This is a genomic window from Maricaulis sp., assembly GCF_048270265.1.
Taxonomy (GTDB): Bacteria; Pseudomonadota; Alphaproteobacteria; order Caulobacterales; family Maricaulaceae; genus Maricaulis.
In genome coordinates this window covers 22,093-46,138 of record NZ_JBLWTD010000012.1, presented here as the reverse complement: position 1 = coordinate 46,138, position 24,046 = coordinate 22,093, and the positions used below count along the sequence as shown (strand labels likewise).

Here is a 24,046-nt window from a genome sequence, read left to right as displayed (position 1 = left end):
GGGCACTGCGCCGCTTGGCCCCGTTTGCCGCCGCTTGTCCCCGCGCTGCAGCCGCCTGTCACGGCGGGCCGCTATCGATACCGGGGCACTGGCCATCCTGGCGGGCGCTGGCGATGAAGGTGGCCATTCTTCTCTATCCGGGAGTCCAGGAAAATGACCAACCCTGCCAAGGCCATCACGCCCAGCCCCCGCCGCTTCGATCTCGACTGGCTTCGGATCGGTGTGTTCGGACTGCTGATCTTTTATCACATCGGCATGTTCTTCAACACGGAGGGCTGGCACGCCAAGAGCACGCATGTGAATGACGCGATGGAGCCCTTGATGTGGCTCTCCAGCCCGTGGCGGCTGCCCTTGCTGTTCTTCATCTCCGGGGTCGCGATCCGCTTCCTGTCCGACAAGCTCGGCGCAGCGAGTTTTGCCCGCGACCGGTTTGTACGGCTCTTCCCGGTGATCCTGTTCGGCATGTATGTGATCGTCGCGCCACAAACCTGGGTGCAATTGCAGGAGGCTGGCGAGATCGGGCCGGATTTCTGGACCTTCTATCAGGGCTACGCCTTCATCTGGGACGGCCCCTGGTCGGTCGAGACGCCAACCTGGAACCATCTCTGGTATGTCGCCTATCTGTTCGTTTATTGCATGCTGCTGGCGCCGGTGATCCCGGCCTTGCGGGCGGTGGCCGACAGCAAGGCCCTCAGGGCAGTCGGCGGCTTGTTCGAGCGCCCGGTGCTGGGACCGGTCCTGATGATCATTCTGCCGCTCCTGCCCTTTGTGGCGATCCGTTTCACCCTGGTCGAGCATTTCCCGACCACCCATAACCTCACCTGGGACTGGGCCAATCATGCCAACAGCTTCCTGATCCTGCTCTATGGCTATTTCTTCGCCCGCAATGAGGCGCTCTGGCGCGCGATTGACCGGGTCCTGCCCTGGGCCGGAACGCTCACAGTGTCCTCTTTCATCTTCCTCTATGCCTGCTATTCAACCTGGCCGGCGATCGAGAACAATATGCCTCTCGTCTGGACCGCTCGCTTCGACCGCATCTTCTTTGCATGGGCCATTATCCTGACCCTGCTGGGGCTCGCGCGTCGTTTCTTCAATCACGACAATGCCGCCCGCCGCTATCTCACCGAAGCCGTCTTTCCCTATTATATTCTGCACCAGACCATCATCGTGGTCGGTGGTTTCTGGATCGGCTCGATGGGCTTCGGCGTCTGGACCGAGTTCTGGATTCTTGTCGCGATGACGGTGATCGGCTGCGGCCTCGGCTATGAGCTGGTGAAGCGGGTGCCGCTGCTGCGGCCGGTGATGGGGCTGAAATGGAAGGCTACCCCGCGCAGTGGCCGCGCTGTGAGTGCGACCGTGTAATCCAGAGCAATATTACAAACTTGTCAGACTCGCTGGCCGCAATCTCATTTACCTTCCCGGCACAATCCGGGGCCGTCTTGGCGGCCAGCGCGCAAGGGGAATGAATGATGATGACAGTCCAGGCATGGTGGAGAGCAGGGGCCTGCGTGGCGGCCGTGGTGCTGACCGGTTGGGGCGCACTGGCCCCGGCGCAGGAGCCCTACCGGCTGCCACCGCAGGAGATTGTCGACATCGTCGATGCCCAGCCAACGCCCTGGACATCGGCATCCCCGGCGCGTGACACCATCGCCCTGCTGCAGCGCGAGAGCCTGCCACCGGTCTCCCAGCTGGCGCGCCCGATGGAGCGGCTGGCCGGGCTGCGGCTGGACGCCGAGACCAATGGCCGTCACGGGCCGCGCTCGGTGGTCGGGTTGAGCCTGCTCGATATCGAAACCGGCCAGGAACGGCCTGTGGCCCTGCCGGACAATGTCGGCCTCTCGCATATCAGCTGGTCCCATGACGGTTCGAAAATCGCCATGATCGTGACCCGCGACGGCGAACTGAGCCTCTGGGTCGTCGACGTCGCCCGTGCCCGGGCGCGCCAGATCATCGCGTCGGGCATCAATGCCGTCTTCTCGCCGGTCAGCTGGATGCCCGATGGCGAAACCCTTCTGGTCAGCCTGGTCTCGCCGGAGCGTGGGCCCCGGCCGGAACGGGCGCGCGTGCCTGCGGGCCCGGTGATCCAGGAAGCCAGCGGCCAGGAATCGCCCGTGCGAACCTATCAGGACCTGTTGCAGGATATTGATGATGCGAACCTGTTTGCCTGGCTGGCCAGCAGCCAGCTTGTGCTGATCGATGCCGATGGCCGCAATCAGCGCCGGATCGGCGAGCCCGGCCTCTATTACAGCGCCAGCCCGGCTCCGGGCGGCGAATATATCCTCGCTGAATCGCTGCGGCGGCCCTTCTCCTTCCTGCAGCCCTGGTACCGGCTGGCGGATCGAAGTGAAGTGCTCGATCTGCGCGGCCGCGTGGTCGCGCGCATTGCCGAGCAACCGATTGCGGACGGGATTCCCATCGGCGGCGTGATAACCGGACGGCGCAATATTGGCTGGCAGGCCTCGCATCCGGCACGTCTTATCTGGGCCGAGGCGCTTGATGGCGGTGATCCGCGGGTCGAGATCGATCAGCGTGACAGCGTCTGGGCACTCGAAGCCCCCTTTGATGGCGAGCCGCGTGAAATCCTGCGCACCGAAGACCGCTATTACGGCACCCAGTTCACCAATGTCGGCGAAACCGGTTTTGCGGTGGAGTATGACCGCGATACCCGGATCATCCGGCGCTGGCTGGTCGATTTCGCCGACCCGGACGTCGCACCGCGCCTGGCCGAGGAACGCAATAACCAGGACGCCTATGCCGATCCCGGCAATCCGCTGACCGTGCGCAATGCGTTCGGCCAGAGTGTTATCGGTGTCGAGGACGGCTTCATGTATTTCGCCGGCGATGGCGCCACCCCCGAGGGCAATCGCCCCTTCCTGCGCCGGGTGGATTTCGAGACCTTCGAGGCCGAGGAGATCTGGCGCAATAGCGGCGAGGTCTATGAGAGCGTGGTCAGCCTGGTCGCCCCCGACGCGTCCTCCTTCCTGATCTCGCGCGAGGATCCGGTGACGCCGGCCAATCTCTATCTGCATCGCCAGGATGGTGCGGAGACGGCGCTGACCCAATTCGTCAGCCCGCACCCGCAGCTCAACGCCATCTCGCGCCGCCTGATCACCTATGAACGGTCCGATGGCGTCCCGCTTTCCGCGACACTCTACCTGCCGGCCGACTATGAGGAGGGTGACCAGCTGCCGGTGCTGATCTGGGCCTATCCGCTGGAATACAATGATGCCGCCACGGCGGGCCAGGTGCGCGGTTCGCCCTGGCAGTTCACCCGCATCAGCGGCACCAGCCCGCGCTTTCTCGTCACCCAGGGCTATGCCCTGCTCGAGAACGCCACCATGCCGGTGGTCGGCGATGATCCGCTGACGGTCAATGACACCTTCATCGAGCAATTGGTGCTCTCTGCCCAGGCCGCCATCGACGAGACGGTCGCGCTCGGCTTTGGCGATGGCGAACGGGTCGCGATTGCCGGGCACAGCTATGGCGCCTTTATGACCGCCCACCTGCTCGCCGCGAGCGATCAGTTCCGCACCGGCATTGCCCGTTCCGGTGCCTATAACCGAACCCTGACGCCGTTTGGCTTCCAGTCCGAGCGGCGTACCTTCTGGGAAGCGCCGGAGGTCTATTTCGAGCTCAGCCCCTTCATGCATGCCGACGAAATCAATGAGCCCATGCTGATGATCCATGGCGAGATGGACAATAATTCAGGCACATTCCCGATCCAGTCCGAGCGCATGTTTGCCGCGATCAAGGGCAATGGCGGCACGGCGCGCCTGGTCATGCTGCCCTATGAGAGCCACGGTTATCGTGGCCGCGAAAGCGTGCTCCACGTCCTCGCCGAGAGCATTGACTGGCTCGACCGCTGGGTGAAACCGGTGGAGGACCCGCGCGGCGGTGATAACGCCGTGGAGGATGAGGATTCGATGGAGTGAAGGGCTGATAGCTCTGATTCAATGAAAAACCCCGCCAGAGCGAGCTGGCGGGGGGCTCTGTGATTGGACATCGGGCTGCTAGGCGACGAGGAAGTCGATCCACAGCTATCGAAGGTCGATATCAGACAACAAGGTGAGTGTTATGGAACGAATCGTGATTCATCATCAGGCAATTATCGCTGGCCAAACAGAACAAAACGAGATCTAATAGCGCCATGGATGCGAACGCAAACATCTTGAAACCACTCAACGGGCAGAAGTTTGGAACGATCTTGGCCGACCCGCCATGGCAGTTCGCGAACCGAACGGGTAAAATCGCTCCTGAACATAAGCGACTTACTCGCTATTCAACGATGCACCTGGACGAGATCTGCGCCCTGCCCGTTTCTGAAGTGGCGGCGGACCCTGCGCATTTATACCTTTGGGTGCCCAATGCGTTGTTGCCCGACGGCCTTCGAGTGATGAAGGAATGGGGTTTTGAATATAAGTCGAATATCGTTTGGGAAAAAATTCGTAAAGATGGTGGCCCCGATGGCCGTGGAGTGGGATTCTATTTTAGAAATGTGACCGAGCTTTTGCTGTTTGGAATTCGGGGCAAAAATGCGCGGACGCTTGCTCCTGGTCGTAGCCAAGTAAACTTTATTGCGACTCGGAAGCGCGAACACTCACGTAAGCCCGATGAGCAATACCCTTTGATTGAGTCTTGTAGTCGCGGTCCCTATTTGGAGATGTTTTCGCGGGGCACGCGACCTAATTGGACTTGTTGGGGTAATGAGGCTACCGATGCCTATGAGCCGAGTTGGAATACCTATGCCTATAATTCTCGGGCAGATGCGGCAGAGTGACTAATCCTCAATAATGACGCTGCTTGGGATTCCAATCGCGACCAATGGACAGGGATTCCCCACCCCGCGCCGCATTCTATCTTCAAGCTTCGCCCAATTAGTTGTCGAGCTAGCATATTTGTCGGAGACGAAGGCGGCGGCCCAACCGGTAGCGAAATCTCCGGCTCGGGTGACGGCTTTAGTAATATCGTTCTGTTGCCGGCGCGTTGGCTCTAGGCCGTGGTCCATCAGGGCAGCGAGAGAGGTGAGGTCATGGTTCTCCGCGTAGCGCTTCACAAACGCCGTAATATTGTCCTCAAATGATTGGCCGCGTGTAATAAGGATTCCGATATTCGCTGCCCCGTCGGCATGAAGGCGCTTGAAGTTCTCCAAATCTCTATCAAAAAACGGATCCTTATTGTTCCATTCAATCTCGAGCAAAATTGTCCCAGCTTCAAAACTCTTTACGTGATCAATCTCGTGAGAAAGTGAAGCAACAGTCGCCCGATCCAGCTCCGTGTAGCTTTTCTTTCCTGCGGTGCCCTCGAACGTAACAACCGTCTTTTCGACCTGTATCGTCCGCTTTACCCAGCCGCGCGCGCTGAGCTCTCGTCGCAGCCGCTGCGTGCCTTCAGTTTCGCCGCCACCACTACCGACTAGCGACGACATCGGAAGCTTAAATGCTGCGAGCGTGTCTTCAATTTCTTCCACTGCACCAGGAAAAGCACCGCTCAAAAGGGCATCGGCGTGGTGATAGCAGCCCACATCGAATCCGATCTTACGGAGCTCATCGAGCATTAGTCATCCCCGTCCATGCTTGGCACGGCCACAGCGTGGAAGCCGGCATCGACATGGAGTGTCTCGCCGGTGCAGGACAGGCCGAGATCGGAGAGCAGGTAGAGGGCGGCGCCGGCGACGCCTTCCATCTTGGTGTCTTCCTTCATCATCGACCATTCGCGGCCGGTACGCATCAGCGCCTTGCCACCGGAAATCCCGGCCATGGCGAGGGTGCGCATCGGTCCGGCCGAGAGCGCATTGACGCGAATGCCGACGGGGCCGAGATCGCGCGCCATATAGCGCGTCGAGGCTTCCAGGGCCGCCTTGGCGACGCCCATGACATTGTAGGACGGCACGACCCGCTCGGAACCGAGATAGGTCAGGGTGATCATGGCGCCGCCATTGGGCATCATGTGCGAGGCCCGCTTGCCGGCATCGACAAAGGAGAAGGCGGAGATTTCCATCGCCCGGCGCCAGCCCTCGCGGGTGGTGTTCTCGGTGAAGGATCCGACCAGCTCGTCCTTGCCGGCAAAGGCGATGGCGTGAACGAGGAAATCGATCGTGCCCCATTTTTCCTTGAGTGCCGCAAAACAGGCATCCATCGAGGCTTCGTCGGTGACGTCGGCTGCGACCATGAAAGGATCGCCGCCGAGGCTTTCGACCAGCGGACGGACACGGCGTTCGAGTTCCTGGCCCTGATAGGAAAAGGCCAGCTCGGCGCCCTGGGCAGCCAATTGCTGGGAAATGCCCCAGGCGATGGAATTCTTGTTGGCGACGCCCATGACAAGCCCGCGCTTGCCCTTCATCAAGGTCCCGGCCGGGAACTGGATATCACTCATCTTGTGTCTCCTCGCCTGTAATCACAGGAATTTTGGATCAGACTTTCTGGAATACCACGGTGCCATTGGTACCGCCGAAGCCGAAGGAATTCGACATCGCGGTCTGGATATCGGCATCGCGGGTCTCGGTGACGATCGGCAGATTGAGGGCCGCAATTTCCGGATCCATCTCGAAAATATTGATCGAGGGGGCCACGAAATTGTGCTTCATCATCAGCAGCGTATAGATGGCCTCATGCACGCCGGCCGCGCCGAGCGAGTGCCCGGTCATGGATTTCGTGCCGGAGATCATCGGTGCGTTGTCGCCAAAGACTTCCTTGACCGCGCCCATCTCCTTGATGTCGCCCACCGGCGTCGCCGTGGCGTGGGGATTGAGATAGTCGATCGGCTTGTTGACGGTTTCCATCGCCAGTTTCATCGAGCGCACGGCACCCTCGCCGGACGGTGCGACCATGTCATAGCCGTCCGAAGTGGCGCCATAGCCGGTGACTTCGGCATAGATATGGGCGCCGCGCTTCTTGGCGCGTTCGTATTCTTCCAGAACGACAACGCCGGCGCCTGCACCGCCGACAAAACCGTCACGGTCCTTGTCGAAAGCGCGTGAGGCGAGCTCCGGCGTGTCATTGTATTTCGTGGACATGGCGCCCATGGCGTCGAACAGGTTGGAGAGGGCCCAGTGGATCTCCTCGCAACCGCCGGCGAACATGACGTCCTGCTTGCCCCATTGAATCTGCTCGGTGGCCGCGCCGATACAATGCAGCGAGGTCGTGCAGGCCGAGGTGATGGTGTAGTTCACGCCCAGGATCTTGAACGGGGTGGCCAGCGTTGCCGAGGCCGTCGAGCTCATGGCCTTGGGCACAGCGAACGGACCCACGCGCTTGGGGCCCTTTTCGCGGGTGATGTCGGCAGCGGCGACGATCGTGCCGGCCGAAGGACCACCGGAGCCCATGATGATGCCTGAGCGCACATTGGAGATGTCGGATTCGGGCAGGCCCGCATCGGCGATCGCCTGCTCCATCGCCATATAGTTCCAGCCGGCACCTTCCGACATGAAGCGATAGACCCGCTTGTCGACATGCTCGGCCGGATCGACCGTCGGCTTGCCGCCAACCTGGCAACGGAAATTGTATTGCGCAAAGCTTTCCATACGGCGGATGCCGCTTTTGCCTTCGCGCAGGGATTGGGTGACGTCGGCAGCATTATTCCCGATGGGAGAAATTATGCCGAGACCGGTGATGACAACACGGCGCATCGCGAACTCCTGGATCAGTCTTCTTGAGTTTCGGCGGGCTGGAACAGGCCCACTCGCAGGTCTTTGGCCGTATAGATGATCTTGCCATCGGCTTCGACATGACCGTCGCCGATTGCCATGATCAGACGGCGTTGAATGACCCGCTTCAGGTCGATCACATAACGGACCTTCTTCGTTTCCGGTGTGATCTCGCCGGTGAATTTGACTTCGCCGACGCCGAGGGCACGGCCCTTGCCGGGATTGCCCTTCCAGCACAGGAAGAAACCGACCAGTTGCCACATGGCGTCAAGCCCGAGGCAGCCCGGCATCACCGGGTCGCCCTTGAAGTGGCAGGCGAAGAACCAGAGGTCGGGATTGATGTCGAGTTCAGCAACGATATGGCCCTTGCCGTGCTCGCCCGTATCGTCATCGATATGGAGAATGCGGTCCATCATCAGCATGGGCGGGGCGGGCAGCCGCGACCGGTCGGGGCCCCACAGGCCACCCTCGCCGGCGGCGATCAGATCTTCGTAGCTAAATGAGCTTTGGCGTTCAGTCATGTAACCGATCAGCTGCGCCACAGACCGGGCAGCATGAGCTGCCGGTAACCGGGCTGGGAATGGGGACCCGGTCTTGCGTGAAAACCGGGCGGATCAGGGCAGAGCGGTATCACGCGCAAGAGAGCCGCTCAAGGCGGGGCTGCCGTCATTCTCGTCGTCCGGGGCGTCGCCGCGTTCACTGGCATAGACCCCCCATAGCGCGTCGGCCCTTGCCCAGCCGCGATATCCCTGGCCTTCAACCCGGCACCAGCCTGTGCGGCAGCGTTCCAGGGCGAGAATTACGCCGCGCTCGGCAATCGCCTCGGCGGGCGCATCTTCATCGGCGCGGGCGCGTAGCGGGGTCTCGTCCAGCGTGACGACCGTGCGCCGGCCGGAAAGGATCGAGCGGTGCATCCAGGTCAGTTCGCCATCGGGATCGCGGACGCGGCGCCAGTCCGGTGTCTCGGCGACGACTTCCATCGGCAGGCCGGCGCGGACATAGCGCCAGGCCACGGGGTGGGAGCGGCTGGGGCCCGAGCGGCCATTGGCGACATCGAATTTCAGGCTGACAAAGCGCGGCACTTCCTGGCCTGAAGGCGTCGGCTGCCCGGTTTCCTGCGCCTGAACGGGCGCAGTCAGGACGATGAGAGCGATCAGAACAGCGAGGCGGTGCATGGGAAACTCCTTGAATCACCACTCTTGGATCAACAGGGTGAAGACGGCGTAAACCCTATGACGACCGAGACGGAACCGGTCGGCGGCTCGCGATAAATTGAACCCTCCGGGGGTGCAATCGGGGCCGGACGCCCCATATCGTGCTTTCAAGCGCCGGAGCGGCGCCAATCGCGAGGGGACAAGATGCGTTTTCGTTTGGCCATAACCACGGCAGCAGCATTGCTGGCCGCCAATTCACTGCCTGCGCTGGCGCTCGCCGCCCAGGACGAGCAGCCGCAGGTTTCCGTAGACAGCACCGATCTCGGTGACGGGATCTATATGTTGTCCACCGGCATTGCCGGCAATCTGGCGCTCCTCAACGGTCCCGACGGTGTGGTGATGGTCGACGACCAGCTTCCCAATACCACCGAGGTGATTGAAGGTGCCGTGGTCGAGATCGCCGGCGAGCAATCGCCCCGCTTCATCGTCAACACCCACTGGCATGGCGATCATACCGGGGGCAATGCGCATTTTGCCCAGCAGGGCACGACGATCGCCGCCCACCACAATATCCGCACCCGGCTTGAAGCGGCCGAGGATGAGTGGGCCCAGGCACCGGGCACGCTGCCGATCCTGACTTTCGGCCAGGACCTGACCTTTCACATGAACGGGCAGACCGTCGAGGCTGTGCATATTCCGCGCGCGCATACCGATGGCGACGCCATGGTCTATTTTCGCCAAGCCGATGTGCTCCACATGGGCGACACCTTCTTTTCGGGAATCTTCCCCTTCATCGATCTTTCCGCCGGAGGTTCTGTTGACGGCTATATCGCCGCGATGGAGCGCGGGCTGGAAATAGCCGGTGATGAAACCCGCATCATCCCGGGGCATGGCCCGTTGTCCACGCGTGTGGAACTGCAGGCCTCGCTCGACATGTTGCGCGAGGCGGCCTTCCGCGTCCGCACCCTGGTGGAGGGCGGTGCCGATCTCGAGGCCGTCCGGGCGGCAGAGCCCCTGGCGGATTTCCACGATGATTGGAACTGGGGGTTCATCACCACTGATCGCATGGTGCAGACGCTGTACAATGATGCGGCCGGCAATGCGGTCTCCTACGAATAGGGCGGTCATTTTCTGAGCGGGGGCGGGTTTCTGACCAGGAATTAAACTCGCCCCCAGCTTCCCGAGAGGTCTGGTTCTCCATATTGGCCGTATGAGCCCTCTCGAGAAAAACCCTGTCTTGCCGCCCCCGCCGCGGTTGCACAAACCCCTGGGCTTCGCAGCCGGCCTTGGCGCGGGTCTCCTGCTCTGGCTGATTATTGGCCTGAGTACGGGAAATGCCTGGCTGGGCATCCTGTTCGGCCTGGCTCCGGGAGTGGCCATCGGGTTGGGCCTGTTATTGACCGCCCGGTCCTGAAGCCGGGTTCCCGCCGCAGCCCGGGCAGCCGGGATCGCGTTTGAGCTTCACCGTCCGGCTGTCCATGTTCAGCCCGTCAAACAGCAGGATGCGGCCAACCAAAGTCTCGCCGGCGCCGCAGACATGCTTGATCGCCTCAAGCGCCATGATCGACCCAATCACGCCGGTCAGGGCACCCACGACGCCGACGCGGGCGCAGGTCTCTGCATCGGGCGGAATTTCCGGCACCCAGCAGCGATAGCAGGGAGCGTCAGGCCCGGCATTGAACAGCGAGACCTGGCCGTCCCAACGGCCGATGGCGCCGGAGACCAGCGGGATGCCGAGCGCCCGGCTGGCGGCATTGACGGCAAAACGGGTCGCGAAATTATCGCAACCATCGAGGATGAGATCGGCACCGGTCAGGAGCTCGCGCGCATTGCCGGAGTCCAGCAGGGTCTGGATGGCGCTCACCTGCGTTCCCGGATTGAGCGCCCGCAGCGCCGCCGCTCCCGTCTCGACCTTGGAGGCGCCGACATCATCGGTGCGAAACAGGATTTGCCGTTGCAGATTATCGAGGCTGACCGTGTCGGGATCGATCAGGGTGATCTCACCCACCCCGGCGGCCGCCAGATACAGGCTTGCAGGCGCGCCCAGCCCGCCCGCACCGATAATCGTCACCCGCGCGCGGCCCAGCGCCTGCTGGCCGGGGCCGCCAATTTCGCGTAGCACGATGTGGCGCGCGAAGCGTTCGATATCGATCTCGGTGCTCATGGGTCCACAGGTGGCCGAGAAGCTGCCGCTGATCAAGTGCATTCCGGTTGGCTTGAGCCGCGAACAGACGCAGTTTGCTGCCATGTCCGACACCCCACTCACCACCCGCACCGAACCCACGCTGTCCGAAACCCAGGTCAATCTCCTGGGCTGGTTGCGGCGCGACAAGCCGAATATTTTCCTCACCGGCCGTGCCGGCACCGGCAAGACGACGCTGATGCGCGAGCTGCTGCGTCAGGCCGGCAACAAGGCCGCTGTGCTGGCGCCGACGGGCGTTGCCGCGATGCAGGCTGGCGGGCAGACAATCCACAGCTTCTTCCACCTCCCGCCGCGCGTGATTACCGGCCGCGATATCCGCAAGGTGCGCCATAGCCGTGTCGTCAAGGCGCTGGAGACGCTGGTGATCGACGAGATCTCCATGGTGCGCTCGGACATGATGTGGGCGATCGACCAGTCCCTGCGCCTCAACCGCGAGTGCAATGAGCCGTTTGGCGGCGTCCAGATGGTGATTGTCGGCGATCTGGCGCAATTGCCGCCGGTGGTGCAGGGCGGCGAGGCGGAATATCTCGAAAACACCCATGGCGGACCCTTCTTCTTCAACCCGCAATGCTTCCGAGAGGCCGGTTTCGCGCTGGTCGAGCTCGAAGAGGTCTTCCGCCAGACCGATGAGGATTTCATCCACCTGCTCAATGCCGTGCGCGAGGGCGATGTGCGGGCCGACGAGGCCGAACGGCTCAATGAGCGCGTCACCGGCCGCTCCGGTCTGGAGGCGAGCCTGAGCCATGTCGTGCTGACGGCGACCAATGAGACCGCCTTCCGCATCAATAATGCCCGCCTCGAGGGCCTGCCGACCACGCCGCATGCCTTCAACGCCAAGGTCGAGGGCCAGTTCGACCAGCGCCTCTTCCCGGCCGAGGAGCCTCTGGTGCTCAAGATTGGTGCCCGCGTGATGATGACGCGCAATGATCCGCAGGGGCGCTGGGTCAATGGCACGCTGGCCGAAGTCGAGGGTTTTGACGAGAAGGCCGTGCGCGTGCGTATCGGCGAGAATGTCTGGTCGATCGAGCCGGCCAAGTGGGAGCGCAATGCCTATGCCTTTGACGAGGCGACGCGGGCGCTGACCAAGACGACCGCCGGCGCCTTCACGCAATACCCGCTGCGTCTGGCCTGGGCGATGACCATCCACAAGGCCCAGGGCCTCACCCTCGACAAGGTCTATCTCGACCTCGCCCGCCGCCTCTTCGCTCATGGGCAGGCCTATGTGGCCCTGTCACGGGCGCGCACGCTGGAAGGGCTGGAGCTCTCGAGGCCGCTGACGCCGGGCGATATCATCTGCGATGAGCGGATCTTCGACGTGAAGAGCTTTTGCGATCCGGTGCCGATGAGTTTGCGGGGCTAATCCTCGAACAGCGCCGTCGACAGATAGCGCTCGGCCGAGCTCGCCAGCACCACGACAATCGTCTTGTCCGCCATGTCGTCGCGCCTGGCGACGTCCAGTGCCGCTTGGATGGCGGCGCCTGAAGAAATGCCGGCCGGCACGCCCTCGCTGCGTGCCGCTTCCCGCGCCATGGCGAAGGCCTGGTCATTGGTGACCTGGATGGTTTCGTCGATCAGGCTCACATCGAGATTGTCGGGGATGAAGCCGGCGCCGATGCCCTGGATCTTGTGCGGGCCAGGCTTGCCGCCGGAGATGACCGGGCTGTCGGTCGGTTCGACCGCGATGATGTGGACGCCGGGCTTTTTCGCTTTCAGCACCGAGGCAACGCCGGTCAGCGTGCCGCCGGTACCGACGCCGGCGATGAAGACATCGACTTCGCCCGCCGTATCATTCCAGATTTCCAGCGCCGTGGTCTTGCGGTGGATGTCCGGATTGGCGGGATTGGTGAACTGGCTGGGCATTACCGCGCCGGGAGTGGCATCAATCAATTCCCGGGCCTTGGCGATGGCGCCATTCATGCCCTTGGCGGGATCGGTGAGCACCAGCTCGGCACCGAGATGGGCCAGAAGTTTGCGGCGCTCGATCGACATGCTTTCCGGCATGGTCAGGATCAGGCGATGGCCGCGTGCGGCAGCAACGAAGGCGAGGCCGATGCCGGTATTGCCCGAGGTCGGCTCGATCATGACGCTGCCCTCGCCGAGCTTGCCGGCGGCCTCGAGCGCATCGATCATGGCGACGCCGATCCGGTCCTTGACGCTGGAGAGCGGGTTGAAGAATTCCAGCTTGGCGAGGATGCGCGCCTTGGCGCCGTGTGCAGCAGCGAGCTTGGACAGCTCGACCAGCGGCGTATTGCCAACGGTGTCGGCGATGGAGCTGTAGATACGGCCGCGGCCCGGAGTGTCGGTCATGGGGAAATCCTCAATGGAAACTGGTGGCTATGTAGGTGGCCGGCACGCATGTGTCACCGCGCGCAGCGATCACGCTTTCTCGATCACACGCCGGTGGAGCCGAAACCGCCCGTGCCGCGCTGGGTTTCGTTCAGCTCGGCAGTGACCAGCCACAAGGCCTGCATCACCGGCGCGATCACCATTTGCGCGATACGGTCACCGCGATTGATGACGAAGTCTTCCTTGCCGTGATTGATCAGATTGACCCGGATCTCGCCGCGATAATCGGCATCGACCGTGCCGGGTGAATTGACGCAGGAAATCCCTTTTTTGGCGGCCAGTCCGGAGCGGGGGCGCACCTGCGCCTCGAAACCGTCGGGCAGGGCAATGGCGATGCCGACCGGCACCAGGCGCCATTCGCCATGGGGGATGATGATGGGCTCGTCGGCCGGGATGGCGGCGCGCAGATCCATGCCGGCCGATTGCGGCGTCTCATAGGCCGGCAGGGCCAGGCCCTCATAATGCGGCAGCGGTTTGATCTGGACGTGGATGGTTTTCATCGGGTCGGGTCCGGCGCAGTGGCTGAAGGGTTTGATTGAAGCCCGCCAGCGCCTGGCTGGCCAGTGCTGTCGGCAGGCCCGCTGGGGAAAACTAGAGCGCTTCGGCGATGCGGGACGCCAGCCGGGCCGCGATCTCGCCCTTGGGCGCGCGCGGCCAGTGCTCGCTGTCCTGCGCCGTGACCAGGGTGACCGCATTCTCGGCCCCGCCCATCACATCGCCGGAGACGTCATTGGCGACGATCCAGTCGCAGCCCTTGCGGATGCGCTTGGCGGTGGCGAGCGCCTCGACATCATGGGTCTCGGCGGCAAAGCCGACCACCAGGCCGGGGCGCCCGCTGGCGAGTTGGCTGATGGTTTTGAGAATGTCCGGGTTTTCGACCAGCGGCAGGGTGGCAAAGCTCGACTTGTCGGCCTTGATCTTGGTGTCGGAGGGGGCGGCAGGGCGCCAGTCGGCGACGGCAGCGACGGCGATGAAGACATCGGCCGGCATGGCGGTCTCGACGGCGGCGAGCATGTCCAGCGCGGTCTCGATCCGCACCACGGTCATGCCGTCAGGGTCTGGCAGGGCTGTCGGGCCGGAGACAAGCGTTACGCGCGCGCCGAGTGCGGCGCAGGCCGCCGCGATGGCATAGCCCTGCTGGCCGGAGGAATGGTTGGAGATATAGCGGACCGGATCGATCGGTTCACGGGTCGGGCCGGCGGTGATCAGCACGTGCCGTCTGGCGAGCGGCTCAGCCATGCAGCAGGCCCTCGACGGCTTCGGCAATCGCGACCGGTTCGGCCATGCGGCCGGGTCCGAATTCGCCGCAGGCCATCTCGCCCTCATCAGGACCGACAAAGTGGATGCCGTCCTGTTTCAGCGTCGCCAGATTGCGCTGGGTCGCCTTGTGCTCCCACATCCGCACATTCATCGCCGGCGCCATCAGCACCGGCTTGTCGGTGGCCAGCAGGGTGGTTGAAGCGAGATCATTGGCCAGACCCTGGGCCGCCTTGGCCATCAGGTCGGCGGTGGCCGGCGCGACGACGACGAGATCGGCCGAGCGCGACAATTCGATATGGCCCATGTCGGATTCGTCGGTGAGGTCGAACAGCTCGCTGAAAACGCGTTCGCCCGACAGCGCCGAGACACTGAGCGGGGTGACGAATTCGGCGCCGGCCGAGGTGAGGATGCAGCGCGAGCCGATGCCGCGCCGCTGCAATTCGCGGATCAGCAGCAGGCTTTTATAGGCGGCGATCCCGCCACCAATGATCAAGAGGATCCGCTTGTCGGACACGGCCGTGCTCCCAGTTCGCTACGCGAAGTAACTAGCGGTTTGCGAGTGGAATCCCAAGCCTCTTGTCGGGGCCGGGCGGCGTCTCAGCTGGCGAGGCGCTGCTGGGTCATCATATCGCGCACTTTTTCCGTATCGGCATAGAGCGCGGCCTGCTTGTCCAGCTGGTGGCGGAAGAAGGCGGCGATGGTCAGTTCCATGTCGTAGATCGAAACGCGCGTGATGGCGGCCATATCCTCGGCATTGAGCTTCGGGCCCGTCTCCAAACCTTGCCGGAAAATACCGGCCATCAGGTTGGCATAGGCGGAGGAATAGGCGTGCGAGGGATAGTCCAGCTTGCTGTGGCGCAGGCCCATCTGGTCGACGGCGTCATAATATTTCGGGTCGAAACGGGCCGAAAAGACCAGCTCGCAATGGGCCAGCATGCCGTCGCGCAGATAGCGGGTATTGTCCGATATCTCGAAATAGTCCCCGACCTCGGGATTCGAGGCGAGGTGGTCAAACAGGGTTTCAAGCGTTTCGGCAGCATAGGCCATGAGGCGCGGTTTCAGCTTGCGGATACGCGCGACGGTCGCGGCGTCGATCCGGAAAAACTCGCGCTGGAGCTCGAAATGTTCGGGGGTCGGTTTGGTGCTTAATGTCATGGGTGCATTGAAGCACGAAGATATTACCGGACCGTGTTTGGTATGTGGGCGTTTTTATGCAAGCCACAGGGCCAGCGCAGCGCCGGCAGCAGCTGCCACACCCAGCCAGGCGAGGCGGACGGCCCAGGGGCGTGGCGGCGGCGGAGTCGAGAGGCGAAGCTCGCCCGACTTGAGCCTGGCGCCAATATCCGCCCAGTCCTCGATGGCGTCGGGCAGATGCCGCATGGCTCCGTAGAACCGCTCCAGATCCTCGGCAAAGTCGCGAATCCGCCCTTCCGGGCCCAGCTCGCGTTTCATCCAGGCCTCGACGACAGGCGTGGCCGCGGCCCACATATTGTGCTGCGGGTCGAGAGAGCGCGCCACGCCCTCACACTGGACCATGGTCTTTTGCAACATCACCAGTTCGGGGCGCAGGCGCATGTCGAACAGATCGGTGATCTCGAACAATTGCATCAGCACGCGCGACATCGGCACCTCGTCGGCGCGCTTGCCGAAAATCGGTTCGCCGACAGCCCTCAGCGCGCTGGCGAAATCGGCGACGGTATGCTCGTCGGGCACATAGCCTGCCGCAAAGTGGGCCCGTGCCGCAGCTGTATAGTCGCGGGTCAGGAAGCCATGCAGGATAAGCGCGAGGAACCGGCGTTCGGGCCGGCCGATCCGCCCCATGATTCCGAAATCCACCGCCCAGAGGTCGCCATTGGCAGCGGCGAAAAGATTGCCGGCATGCATGTCGGCGTGAAACACGCCGCGATCAAGCGCCGTGCCGAGAAAGGCCCGCGTCAATGTCGTGGCCAGTGCGGCCTGGTCGAGGTTCAGCCCGGCAAGCCGCTCCGGATCGCTCAGGGGTGCGCCGGTGACCCATCGCGTCGTCAGGATGCGCTTGGACGACAGGGTCCATTCAACCTCGGGGATGCGGTAGTGTTCAACGGCAGTGGCCGCTTCGGCCAGCTCTGACGCGGCGGCGGCTTCAAGCCGCAAATCGGTCTCGAAGCTGAGCGAGCGGGCAACTGTGGCAACGAATTTGCGCGGCTCCAGACGGCGGCTGGCTGGCGCCAGTCTCTCGGCCAGAGCGGCGCCCAGGGAGAGGGTGCGGATATCGCGCGCGATGCGCAGTTCGATATCGGGCCGCAGGACCTTTACCGCCACCTCAACATCATCCTGCGTGGTGGCGCGGTGAACCTGCGCGATCGAGGCGGCGGCGATGGCCGGCCCGAAGGTCTTGAACAGGCTCTCTACGGGCGCGCCCAGTTCGGCGGCGATGATGGCGCGGGCCTCGGTGTCGTCGAAGGGCGGCATCCGGTCTTGCAGCCGGGCCAGGCCGCGCGCGAAGCGTTCGCCGATGACATCGCCGCGGGTCGCCAGAATCTGGCCGAATTTGACATAGGAGGGGCCGAGCCTTTCCAGCGCCCGGGCCAGGCGTTCGCCGGGATTGCCGGCATTGTCGCGGCGGGCAAACAGCCGCGCGATGCGGCCGGCCACCCGCGCCGGTGCCGGATAGAGCGACTGGTATTCTGCAGGCAGGATGGCGTCATGGCGCGCCAGCGTGAGCAGGGCGCGCAGCAGGCGCAGGAAGGAGGCAAGGGTCGCAAACATATTCGCAGCTGTTTAGAGGGCGCAGCCCCGCTTGGCGAGGGCGGTGTGAAGTCGCAGCGCGCGCCGCCGTTTCACTCGCTTGCATCGGCCCCCCCGCAGGTTAGTCTTCCTCAGGAGTTGGATATGTCCATGCGCCACACGATCGAGTTCGATTACGAAAACCGGTGGGCTGTGACCGCCTTCCATGGTCCTGTGAGCATCCCGGAGGCCGCCGCGCTTTTGCGGCAGGCTGTCTCATTGCCCGAATGGACGCCCGAATGGGACCGGATCATCGATTATAGCGACGGCATGCTCGGCGATCTCGATATCGAGGCGATCAAGGCGGGCAAGGCCGTGCTCGGACAGATCCTGCATGAGGCCTATGGCGACAAGCCGACCCTGAGCGCGCAGGTCTGCGCCGATCCGATGAAGCTCCCCCTGGTGGAATACTGGATCGGGCTGGGCGAGGCCGATTATCCCGCCAGCCTGCAATTATTCGATACGCTCGCCGCAGCGAAGGCCTGGCTGATCGCCACCCGCAAGGCGCAGGGGCGCGGCGGTGATCAGGCCCAGCCCGTGTGAAGGGCGGCGATGCCGCCGGAGAAATTGGTGTAGCTCACCTGCCGGAAGCCGGCCTGACGCAATTCGCCGGCGAAGCTTTCCTGGTCGGGGAAGCGCCGGATCGATTCCACCAGATACTGGTAGCTGGCCCGGTCCCGCGCGACATGCTCGCCCAGTTCGGGCATCACATTGAATGACCAGGCGTCATAGAGCTTCTCCCATCCCCGGCTGGTCGGCCGGGAGAACTCCAGGCACAGGAAGCGCCCGCCCGGCTTCAGCACACGGCGCATGTCGGCGAGGGCTGCGGCCCGGTCGGTGACATTGCGAATGCCGGTCGAGATGGTGACGCAGTCGACGCAGTGACTGGACAGCGGCAGGCATTCGGCATTGCCGGTGACCCACTGGATCCGCCCGGCCTGGGTGGCATCGACGCCGCGCTTGATGCCGGCGCGCAACATCTGCTCATTGATATCCAGCACGATGGCTTCGGCCTGCTGCGGGCTGCCGCGGCGCTTGCCGGCGCGGTCGGCCTTGGTCAGGAAGCTGCGTGCCAGATCGCCGGTCCCGCCCGCCACATCGAGCAGGCGCTCGCCGGGCTGCGGATTGGCCCGTGTCATTACCATGTCTTTCCAGGCGCGATGCACGCCCAGCGACATCAGGTCGTTCATCAGGTCGTAGCGGCGTGCCGAACGGTCGAAAACGCCGCGGACAAGCCCGGCCTTGCGGGTACGGTCCACATCCTCGAAGCCGAAGGGGACGGTGTTTTCGGGGTCAGCCTGTTTGAATGTCTCGGTCATGCGCCGACAATAAGCCACCGCGGCCCTGCCGCAAAGCCGTCAGGGCGGTGATGATGCCGCAGGCCCGGCAGTCCCCCGCAATCGCGGTTCAGGCTTTGGCAAACGCGCGGCGGAGTGCGATATGAGGAACTCATGTCAGCGGCCATGCCCGTGCGCGCCTGGCAGTCACAAGGAGCATGCGGTGCCTGAGCTTCCCGAAGTCGAAACCGTCCGTGCCGGCCTGATCCCGGCCATGCAAGGACGCCTGATCGAGCGCGTGACGCTCAATCGCGCCAATCTGCGCTTTCCCTTCCCGGAGGATATGGCGCGCCGTCTGGGCGGCCGGCGGATCGAGCAGATCGACCGGCGAGCGAAATACCTCCTGTTGCGTCTGGCGGAGGAGGAGACCCTGCTGGTCCATCTCGGGATGTCCGGCCGCTTCTCGATCGAGGCTGGCGAGGATGCCGCGCAGCCGGGTGATTTTGTCCATGCCGCGCCGGCCAATCCGAAACATGATCATGTCGTGTTCGAGATCGAGGGCGGTGTGACGGTTCGCTATAATGACCCCCGCCGCTTTGGTTTCATGCTCATCTTTCCGACGGACGCCGAGGACGAGCAGCCCAACCTGGCCGGGCTTGGTCCCGAACCGACGTCCAACGCGTTCTCCGGCGCAGCGCTGGGGGAGGCGCTGGCCGGCAAGCGCACACCGGTCAAATCGGCGCTGCTCGACCAGCGTGTCGTCGCCGGACTGGGCAATATCTATGTCTGTGAGGCGCTGCATCGCAGCGGGATCAGTCCGCGGCGCGAGGCGCGGACCATCCCGGGCGTTCGCGCGGAGCGCCTGGCCCGGTCGGTTCGCGAAGTGATCGAGGAGGCAATTGCTGCCGGCGGTTCGACCCTGAAGGATTTCGCGGGGGCGGATGGCGCCCTGGGCTATTTCCAGCACCGGTTCAGCGCCTATGGCCGCGAAGGCGTGCCCTGCTCGACGCCGGACTGCAGCGGCGAGATCCAGCGGATCGTCCAGGCGGGCCGCTCGACCTTCTACTGCCCCGCCTGCCAGCGCTGATTCCGGACAGCGGGACGCGGGCGCAGTCAGTCCCTGCCGCAATTCGTGCAAAGCCGGATAGTATCCCTTGCTTGTCCTCGACCTGATCCGGAGTTTCCCTATGCGTCGTTCCAAACCTTTCTACTCCCGGCTGACCTCGGCCGCTGGCGCCCTGCTCGGCGCTGCCGGCCTTGCATTCGCCGGCGCCCTCAGCCCGGCCCAGGCGCAACTGGTCGACTATTCGGGGCTCGAGGCTAGGCCGGCCATGTGGCACCTCTCGGACGCGGATTCCGATATCTACCTGTTCGGCACATTCCACCTTCTTCCCCCCAGCCTTGACTGGCAGACCGACACGATGCGCGAGCATCTGGCGAACGCCGACGCCCTGTATCTCGAAGCCGATGTGCAGGGTGCCGAGGCGCAGGCCCGGATGCAGGCGCTGGTCGTTGAACTGGGACTGAACCCGCAAGGTGTGACCCTGTCCTCGATGCTGGATGCCGAGGCCCGGGCCTTGCTGGCCCGCGTGGCGCCGACCGTCGGTGCGACGCCGGAAATGCTAGAGCCGATGCGGCCCTGGCTGGCGCAGATCGTTCTCTCGGTCGCGCAGATGCAGGTGCTGGGGCTTGATCCCGAGGCCGGGGCCGAGAAAGCCCTGCTCGCAGCTGTTGCCGGCACAGACGTCGAGCTCGGCTATTTCGAAACCGCCGAGCAGCAGGTTCGCGTTCTCGCCGACCTCCCGGACTCGGTGCAGGTCGCCGGTTTTGCCGAAGGTCTGCGCGAAATGGAGCGCACGCCGGCCATGCTCGACGAGATGGTGCGGGCCTGGGCTGCGGGCGATATCGAGACGATCGACCGGATCGTGAACGCGGATATGCGCGAGCAAACACCGGAGATGTATGAGGCTTTGATCGTTCAGCGCAATCGCGACTGGGTGCCTCAGATCCAGGCTCTGCTCGACGGCGAAGGCACTGTTTTTGTGGCTGTGGGGGCTGCGCACCTCAGCGGCGATAACGGTGTTGTCGAATTGTTGCGGGAATCCGGCATTATCGTGACCCGCCAATAGCTTGGCATCCGCCGCCTGACTCTCGGCCTGTTACCGGTATCGACCGCCGGTCCGGTCTGCGTTATAGCGGCGCGGTTTTTTCAGCGCGGACCCCCGCGCCGCATACGGAGCGCCGACATGGCTTACAAGACGATTCAGGTAAAGACCGAGGGTCGCGTCGGGGTAATTACCTTCTCGCGCCCGGAAGCTCTCAACGCCCTGTGCGATGAGCTGACGACAGAACTTGCGACGGTACTGGCCGCCTTCGAGAAGGATGCCGGTATCGGCTGTGTCGTGTTGACCGGCTCGAAGAAAGCCTTCGCAGCCGGCGCCGACATCAAGGAATTGCAGGCTCGCGATTTCGTCGGCCTCTACATGCACGACCCCTTCGCCGAGACCTGGGAGTCGGTGGCCCGCTTCCGCAAGCCGATCATCGCTGCGGTTTCCGGCTATGCCCTCGGCGGCGGCTGCGAGATCGCCATGATGTGTGATTTCATCATTGCCTCGCAGACAGCCAAATTCGGTCAGCCCGAGATCAATCTCGGCGTCATGCCCGGTTCCGGTGGCACCCAGCGGCTGCCACGTGCCGTCGGCAAGGCCAAGGCAATGGATATGTGCCTGACGGGCCGCATGATGGATGCCGAAGAGGCTGAGCGTGCCGGACTGGTCTCGCGCGTCGTGCCGGCCGAGGATCTGCTCGACGTCGCCATGGAAGCTGCCGAGGCGATTGCGGTCAAATCCCTGCCGGTCGCCATGATGACGAAGGAAGCGGTCAACCGTGCCTTCGAGATCGGCCTGACGGAAGGCGTGCGCTTCGAGCGCCGGGTGTTCCAGTCGCAATTTGCCCTGGAAGATCAGAGTGAGGGCATGGCAGCCTTCGCCGAGAAGCGCGCTGCACATTTCAAGCATCGTTAGTCGAACTGGCGGCAGGGGCAGTTGACGCCCCGGCTTCTAGGGCCTATACGCCGCCGCTCACGGATTTAATCGGGCTCCGGTCCCGGTCGCATGAAGAGGTTAGAACCCATGGCCAATACAAGCTCGGCCAAGAAAATGGTCCGCAAGATCGCGCGCCGCACTGCTGTTAACAAAGCCCGGCGTTCGCGCGTCCGGACCTATGTTAAAAAGGTCGAACTTGCGATCGCCGCCGGCGATCAGGCTGTTGCCCGCGCGGCACTGGTCACCGCGGAATCAGAAATGATGCGTGCGGTCAGCAAGGGCGTGTTCCACAAGAACACGAGCTCGCGCAAGGTTTCGCGCCTGTCGGCCCGGATCAAGGCGATGGCCGCCTGATTTCGAACGACAGTTGAATGCAATCAATACGCCCGGGACTCGCGTCCCGGGCGTATTTTTTTTGGCACTGCTTTCCGGCTGGCGATGTGATCGGGGCCCCGATGGTGCGTCCGCTGCTCATACGCTGCTCATATAATATTCCTGATACGGAGCTGTTGCCGCAGCCGTTTTCATGCCAACCCGTGCCCGGTTTCCAGGGGGCTTTTCGTGGTGAAATTGAACCATCCGACGTCATAAAAATATATCGCATTTGCCAAGCTTCGCTCCGGTCAAGGATTTCCCGTGTCAAGCGAAGAATCTCAAAATCCGGGCGTTGAATCCTGTTGACCGTTTTTACGGAAGCGGTAACCTTTGAGGCTCTGAGGGCGATCAATCCTATACGGATAATATTCCGGTTTCGACACGGCAGGGCGGCGTGTCGTTGAGGGGGGATTGTGCCATAATAACAAACACCTAGCTCTCACCTCGACGTGGGGCAAATCACAAGTGTGGCGAACAATGGCATATAAAAAACTTGCAGTTTCCGATACCAAGGCAGCCTCATTCGAGACCCAGGCTGCAGCCGAAATTGCAGCCATTTGGCGCGCCGTTCGCGCCCGCCTGCGCGTTGAGCTTGGTGATGCCCTTTACTCTCAGGAAATAGCCCGTTTGCGCGTCCGCATGTCGGACGCCGGCATGATCATCATTGTCGCGCCGAGCACCTTCAATCGTGACTGGATCGAGGATCATGCCGGTGCCCGAATTCGTGCCATCTGGGCAGAGCTGGATTCCGTTCGCCGCGATCTTCTCGTGCTGGCCGATGGTGAGGTTGAGCCGCAAGTGGACGTTGTGCGCGAACCCGTGCCTCAGCCGAAGTCTGCAGGCAAGCCGGCCGAAACGGCTGCGAAGCGCGAAGATGTGATCGAGCCGCGCTTCAGCTTCGATTCCTTCCGGGTCGGCCCGGCCAATGAAGTCGCCGCCGCCGCCGCGCGGAGCATCGTCTCTGCAGCGCGCCCGCCCTTCAATCCGGTTTTCTTCTACGGCGATTACGGCGTCGGCAAGACGCACCTCATGCACGCCGTGGCGAGTGCCGTCGCCCAGGCGCCCAAGCCGCGCAAGGCGCTCTACCTGACCGCCGAGGAATTCCTCTCGGGATTTGTGACCGCGATGCGGGCGCGCGACACCATCACCTTCAAGGAGACGGTCCGCGGTGTGGACTACCTCCTGATCGATGATGTGCATTTCATCGCCGGCAAGCCGAAGACCGAGGATGAATTCCTCCACACGATTGCGGCACTGATCGCCGAGAACAAGCAGGTCGTTCTGGCCTCGCATCGTCCGCCTGCCGAGCTGGCGATCGCCGATGACCGTCTGCGCTCGCTGTTGACCGGTGGCCTGGCCTGCCCGTTGAGCAAGCCGGATCTCGATCTGCGGCGCCAGATTCTCGATTGCAAGATCGCCCAGGCGAAATGCCACTATCCGGTGCTGAACGTGTCGGAGCCGGTGCGCGATTTTCTCGCGGCCCGCATCACGACCGGCCCGCGCGAGCTGGAAGGTGTGCTCAACAACGTGATCTGCCGCACAGCGCTGCTGGGGCTGCCGGTGACGATGGAGGCGGTTTCGACTGCCCTGCGCGACCTGTCGCTGAGCGCGGAAAAACGTCTGACCGTTGACGAGATCCAGAAGGCCGTCGCGACACATTTCGGCGTGACCACGACGGATATCTGCTCCAAGCGCCGGACCCAGAGTGTTGTCCGCCCGCGCCATGTCGCGATGTATCTGGCCAAGACGCTGACCACGCGTTCCCTGCCCGATATCGGACGCCGTTTTGGCGGCCGCGATCACTCGACGGTAATCCACGCCGTCAACAAGATCACCGCGATGATCGAAGCCGGGGACCCGATCGGCCAGGATGTTGATTGCCTGACCCGGGAGCTGCGGGACTGATTTCCGCTGGAAAATGCGTCCGCGGCTGGATAATTCTCTTGCGGTTGTGTTTTTTCATGTATCCTCTTTTACCC

22 protein-coding genes and 1 pseudogene are annotated in these 24,046 nt (G+C 63.2%); 11 read left to right on the top strand and 12 right to left on the bottom strand.

Features of this window, described 5'->3' with window-relative positions; translation table 11 throughout:
* The first annotated feature begins 153 nt into the window (after positions 1-153).
* The 3 genes from ACN0YF_RS08385 to ACN0YF_RS08375 all read left to right on the top strand — a co-directional run bounded on the left by ACN0YF_RS08385 (position 154) and on the right by ACN0YF_RS08375 (position 4,777).
* Complete coding sequence (locus ACN0YF_RS08385; RefSeq protein ID WP_417494038.1) at positions 154-1,362, top strand: acyltransferase family protein; 1,209 nt, start codon at positions 154-156, stop codon at positions 1,360-1,362.
* Positions 1,363-1,466: 104 nt separating this feature from the next.
* Positions 1,467-3,932: a S9 family peptidase gene (locus tag ACN0YF_RS08380; protein ID WP_417494037.1), complete on the top strand. Its 2,466-nt coding sequence runs from the start codon at positions 1,467-1,469 to the stop codon at positions 3,930-3,932.
* A 215-nt stretch (positions 3,933-4,147) separates the two neighbouring features.
* Positions 4,148-4,777, top strand: coding sequence for an MT-A70 family methyltransferase (locus ACN0YF_RS08375; protein ID WP_417494036.1), 630 nt, complete (start codon positions 4,148-4,150; stop codon positions 4,775-4,777).
* On the opposite strand, the gene ACN0YF_RS08370 is transcribed toward ACN0YF_RS08375, so the two are convergent.
* The 5 genes from ACN0YF_RS08370 to ACN0YF_RS08350 form a co-directional block, all read right to left on the bottom strand.
* Complete coding sequence (locus ACN0YF_RS08370) at positions 4,778-5,554, bottom strand: BglII/BstYI family type II restriction endonuclease (RefSeq protein WP_417494035.1); 777 nt, start codon at positions 5,552-5,554, stop codon at positions 4,778-4,780.
* On the bottom strand, positions 5,554-6,372 hold the full coding sequence (locus tag ACN0YF_RS08365; RefSeq protein ID WP_417481330.1) for an enoyl-ACP reductase FabI: 819 nt from the start codon (positions 6,370-6,372) through the stop codon (positions 5,554-5,556). Before ACN0YF_RS08365 ends, ACN0YF_RS08370 begins: the two co-directional genes overlap by 1 nt.
* Before the next feature lie 37 nt (positions 6,373-6,409).
* A complete protein-coding gene (gene fabB, locus ACN0YF_RS08360) occupies positions 6,410-7,624 on the bottom strand; it encodes a beta-ketoacyl-ACP synthase I (protein ID WP_417481331.1) in 1,215 nt (404 codons plus the stop codon).
* A gap of 14 nt (positions 7,625-7,638) precedes the next feature.
* On the bottom strand, positions 7,639-8,163 hold the full coding sequence (gene fabA / locus ACN0YF_RS08355; RefSeq protein WP_417481332.1) for a bifunctional 3-hydroxydecanoyl-ACP dehydratase/trans-2-decenoyl-ACP isomerase: 525 nt from the start codon (positions 8,161-8,163) through the stop codon (positions 7,639-7,641).
* Between the two features lie 93 nt (positions 8,164-8,256).
* Positions 8,257-8,817 (bottom strand): SH3 domain-containing protein, encoded by a 561-nt coding sequence (locus ACN0YF_RS08350; RefSeq protein ID WP_417494034.1) that lies wholly within the window; start codon positions 8,815-8,817, stop codon positions 8,257-8,259.
* A 183-nt stretch (positions 8,818-9,000) separates the two neighbouring features.
* Here ACN0YF_RS08350 and ACN0YF_RS08345 point away from each other — a divergent pair, with 183 nt between their 5' ends.
* Entirely contained in the window at positions 9,001-9,915 is a 915-nt protein-coding gene (locus ACN0YF_RS08345; protein WP_417494033.1) for an MBL fold metallo-hydrolase, read from the top strand.
* A 274-nt stretch (positions 9,916-10,189) separates the two neighbouring features.
* Here ACN0YF_RS08345 and ACN0YF_RS08340 read toward each other — a convergent pair whose 3' ends face one another.
* Positions 10,190-10,960, bottom strand: a complete 771-nt coding sequence (locus ACN0YF_RS08340) for a HesA/MoeB/ThiF family protein (protein WP_417494032.1) — start codon at positions 10,958-10,960, stop codon at positions 10,190-10,192.
* A gap of 82 nt (positions 10,961-11,042) precedes the next feature.
* Between ACN0YF_RS08340 and ACN0YF_RS08335 the strand changes: the two genes are divergently transcribed.
* Positions 11,043-12,359, top strand: a complete 1,317-nt coding sequence (locus ACN0YF_RS08335) for an ATP-dependent DNA helicase (protein WP_417494031.1) — start codon at positions 11,043-11,045, stop codon at positions 12,357-12,359.
* Here the strand turns inward: ACN0YF_RS08335 and cysK are convergent.
* From cysK to ubiB, 5 genes and pseudogenes are all read right to left on the bottom strand, one after another.
* Complete coding sequence (gene cysK, locus ACN0YF_RS08330; protein WP_417494030.1) at positions 12,356-13,306, bottom strand: cysteine synthase A; 951 nt, start codon at positions 13,304-13,306, stop codon at positions 12,356-12,358. The two genes, ACN0YF_RS08335 and cysK, sit on opposite strands and share 4 nt — an antisense overlap.
* 83 nt (positions 13,307-13,389) lie before the next feature.
* Positions 13,390-13,845 carry a dUTP diphosphatase gene (gene dut / locus ACN0YF_RS08325; protein ID WP_417494029.1) on the bottom strand — a complete coding sequence of 152 codons (456 nt, stop codon included), beginning with the start codon at positions 13,843-13,845 and terminating at the stop codon, positions 13,390-13,392.
* 91 nt (positions 13,846-13,936) lie between these two features.
* Positions 13,937-15,119 (bottom strand): annotated as a pseudogene (gene coaBC, locus ACN0YF_RS08320) (bifunctional phosphopantothenoylcysteine decarboxylase/phosphopantothenate--cysteine ligase CoaBC).
* Positions 15,120-15,202: 83 nt separating this feature from the next.
* Complete coding sequence (locus ACN0YF_RS08315; RefSeq protein ID WP_417481339.1) at positions 15,203-15,760, bottom strand: protoglobin domain-containing protein; 558 nt, start codon at positions 15,758-15,760, stop codon at positions 15,203-15,205.
* A 54-nt stretch (positions 15,761-15,814) separates the two neighbouring features.
* Complete coding sequence (ubiB, locus tag ACN0YF_RS08310) at positions 15,815-17,353, bottom strand: 2-polyprenylphenol 6-hydroxylase (RefSeq protein WP_417494028.1); 1,539 nt, start codon at positions 17,351-17,353, stop codon at positions 15,815-15,817.
* 123 nt (positions 17,354-17,476) lie between these two features.
* Here ubiB and ACN0YF_RS08305 point away from each other — a divergent pair, with 123 nt between their 5' ends.
* Positions 17,477-17,914: a hypothetical protein gene (locus ACN0YF_RS08305; RefSeq protein ID WP_417494027.1), complete on the top strand. Its 438-nt coding sequence runs from the start codon at positions 17,477-17,479 to the stop codon at positions 17,912-17,914.
* Here ACN0YF_RS08305 and ACN0YF_RS08300 read toward each other — a convergent pair.
* Positions 17,896-18,690 (bottom strand): class I SAM-dependent methyltransferase, encoded by a 795-nt coding sequence (locus tag ACN0YF_RS08300; RefSeq protein WP_417494026.1) that lies wholly within the window; start codon positions 18,688-18,690, stop codon positions 17,896-17,898. The two genes, ACN0YF_RS08305 and ACN0YF_RS08300, sit on opposite strands and share 19 nt — an antisense overlap.
* A gap of 181 nt (positions 18,691-18,871) precedes the next feature.
* Here ACN0YF_RS08300 and mutM point away from each other — a divergent pair, with 181 nt between their 5' ends.
* The 5 genes from mutM to dnaA all read left to right on the top strand — a co-directional run bounded on the left by mutM (position 18,872) and on the right by dnaA (position 23,972).
* Positions 18,872-19,735 (top strand): bifunctional DNA-formamidopyrimidine glycosylase/DNA-(apurinic or apyrimidinic site) lyase, encoded by an 864-nt coding sequence (mutM, locus tag ACN0YF_RS08295; protein ID WP_417494025.1) that lies wholly within the window; start codon positions 18,872-18,874, stop codon positions 19,733-19,735.
* 100 nt (positions 19,736-19,835) lie between these two features.
* The gene (locus ACN0YF_RS08290; protein ID WP_417494024.1) at positions 19,836-20,777 is read left to right on the top strand and encodes a TraB/GumN family protein; all 942 of its coding nucleotides are present in this window, start codon (positions 19,836-19,838) and stop codon (positions 20,775-20,777) included.
* Between the two features lie 117 nt (positions 20,778-20,894).
* Entirely contained in the window at positions 20,895-21,671 is a 777-nt protein-coding gene (locus ACN0YF_RS08285; protein WP_417494023.1) for an enoyl-CoA hydratase, read from the top strand.
* Positions 21,672-21,779: 108 nt separating this feature from the next.
* Complete coding sequence (gene rpsT, locus ACN0YF_RS08280) at positions 21,780-22,046, top strand: 30S ribosomal protein S20 (RefSeq protein ID WP_417481346.1); 267 nt, start codon at positions 21,780-21,782, stop codon at positions 22,044-22,046.
* A 498-nt stretch (positions 22,047-22,544) separates the two neighbouring features.
* Positions 22,545-23,972 (top strand): chromosomal replication initiator protein DnaA, encoded by a 1,428-nt coding sequence (gene dnaA / locus ACN0YF_RS08275; protein WP_417494022.1) that lies wholly within the window; start codon positions 22,545-22,547, stop codon positions 23,970-23,972.
* The last annotated feature ends 74 nt before the right edge of the window (positions 23,973-24,046 follow it).

Bases quoted from the DNA above. Each gene is read 5' to 3' on its own strand.
- ACN0YF_RS08350 (WP_417494034.1), bottom strand. From the start codon at position 8,817: ATGCACCGCCTCGCTGTTCTGATCGCTCTCATCGTCCTGACTGCGCCC.
- ACN0YF_RS08335 (WP_417494031.1), top strand. From the start codon at position 11,043: ATGTCCGACACCCCACTCACCACCCGCACCGAACCCACGCTGTCCGAA.
- ACN0YF_RS08305 (WP_417494027.1), top strand. From the start codon at position 17,477: ATGTCCATGCGCCACACGATCGAGTTCGATTACGAAAACCGGTGGGCT.
- cysK (WP_417494030.1), bottom strand. From the start codon at position 13,306: ATGACCGACACTCCGGGCCGCGGCCGTATCTACAGCTCCATCGCCGAC.
- ACN0YF_RS08300 (WP_417494026.1), bottom strand. From the start codon at position 18,690: ATGACCGAGACATTCAAACAGGCTGACCCCGAAAACACCGTCCCCTTC.
- ACN0YF_RS08380 (WP_417494037.1), top strand. From the start codon at position 1,467: ATGATGATGACAGTCCAGGCATGGTGGAGAGCAGGGGCCTGCGTGGCG.
- ACN0YF_RS08385 (WP_417494038.1), top strand. From the start codon at position 154: ATGACCAACCCTGCCAAGGCCATCACGCCCAGCCCCCGCCGCTTCGAT.
- rpsT (WP_417481346.1), top strand. From the start codon at position 21,780: ATGGCCAATACAAGCTCGGCCAAGAAAATGGTCCGCAAGATCGCGCGC.
- dnaA (WP_417494022.1), top strand. From the start codon at position 22,545: ATGGCATATAAAAAACTTGCAGTTTCCGATACCAAGGCAGCCTCATTC.
- ACN0YF_RS08290 (WP_417494024.1), top strand. From the start codon at position 19,836: ATGCGTCGTTCCAAACCTTTCTACTCCCGGCTGACCTCGGCCGCTGGC.
- ACN0YF_RS08285 (WP_417494023.1), top strand. From the start codon at position 20,895: ATGGCTTACAAGACGATTCAGGTAAAGACCGAGGGTCGCGTCGGGGTA.
- ACN0YF_RS08370 (WP_417494035.1), bottom strand. From the start codon at position 5,554: ATGCTCGATGAGCTCCGTAAGATCGGATTCGATGTGGGCTGCTATCAC.
- ubiB (WP_417494028.1), bottom strand. From the start codon at position 17,353: ATGTTTGCGACCCTTGCCTCCTTCCTGCGCCTGCTGCGCGCCCTGCTC.
- ACN0YF_RS08365 (WP_417481330.1), bottom strand. From the start codon at position 6,372: ATGAGTGATATCCAGTTCCCGGCCGGGACCTTGATGAAGGGCAAGCGC.
- ACN0YF_RS08315 (WP_417481339.1), bottom strand. From the start codon at position 15,760: ATGACATTAAGCACCAAACCGACCCCCGAACATTTCGAGCTCCAGCGC.
- fabA (WP_417481332.1), bottom strand. From the start codon at position 8,163: ATGACTGAACGCCAAAGCTCATTTAGCTACGAAGATCTGATCGCCGCC.
- fabB (WP_417481331.1), bottom strand. From the start codon at position 7,624: ATGCGCCGTGTTGTCATCACCGGTCTCGGCATAATTTCTCCCATCGGG.
- ACN0YF_RS08340 (WP_417494032.1), bottom strand. From the start codon at position 10,960: ATGAGCACCGAGATCGATATCGAACGCTTCGCGCGCCACATCGTGCTA.
- ACN0YF_RS08375 (WP_417494036.1), top strand. From the start codon at position 4,148: ATGGATGCGAACGCAAACATCTTGAAACCACTCAACGGGCAGAAGTTT.
- ACN0YF_RS08345 (WP_417494033.1), top strand. From the start codon at position 9,001: ATGCGTTTTCGTTTGGCCATAACCACGGCAGCAGCATTGCTGGCCGCC.
- dut (WP_417494029.1), bottom strand. From the start codon at position 13,845: ATGAAAACCATCCACGTCCAGATCAAACCGCTGCCGCATTATGAGGGC.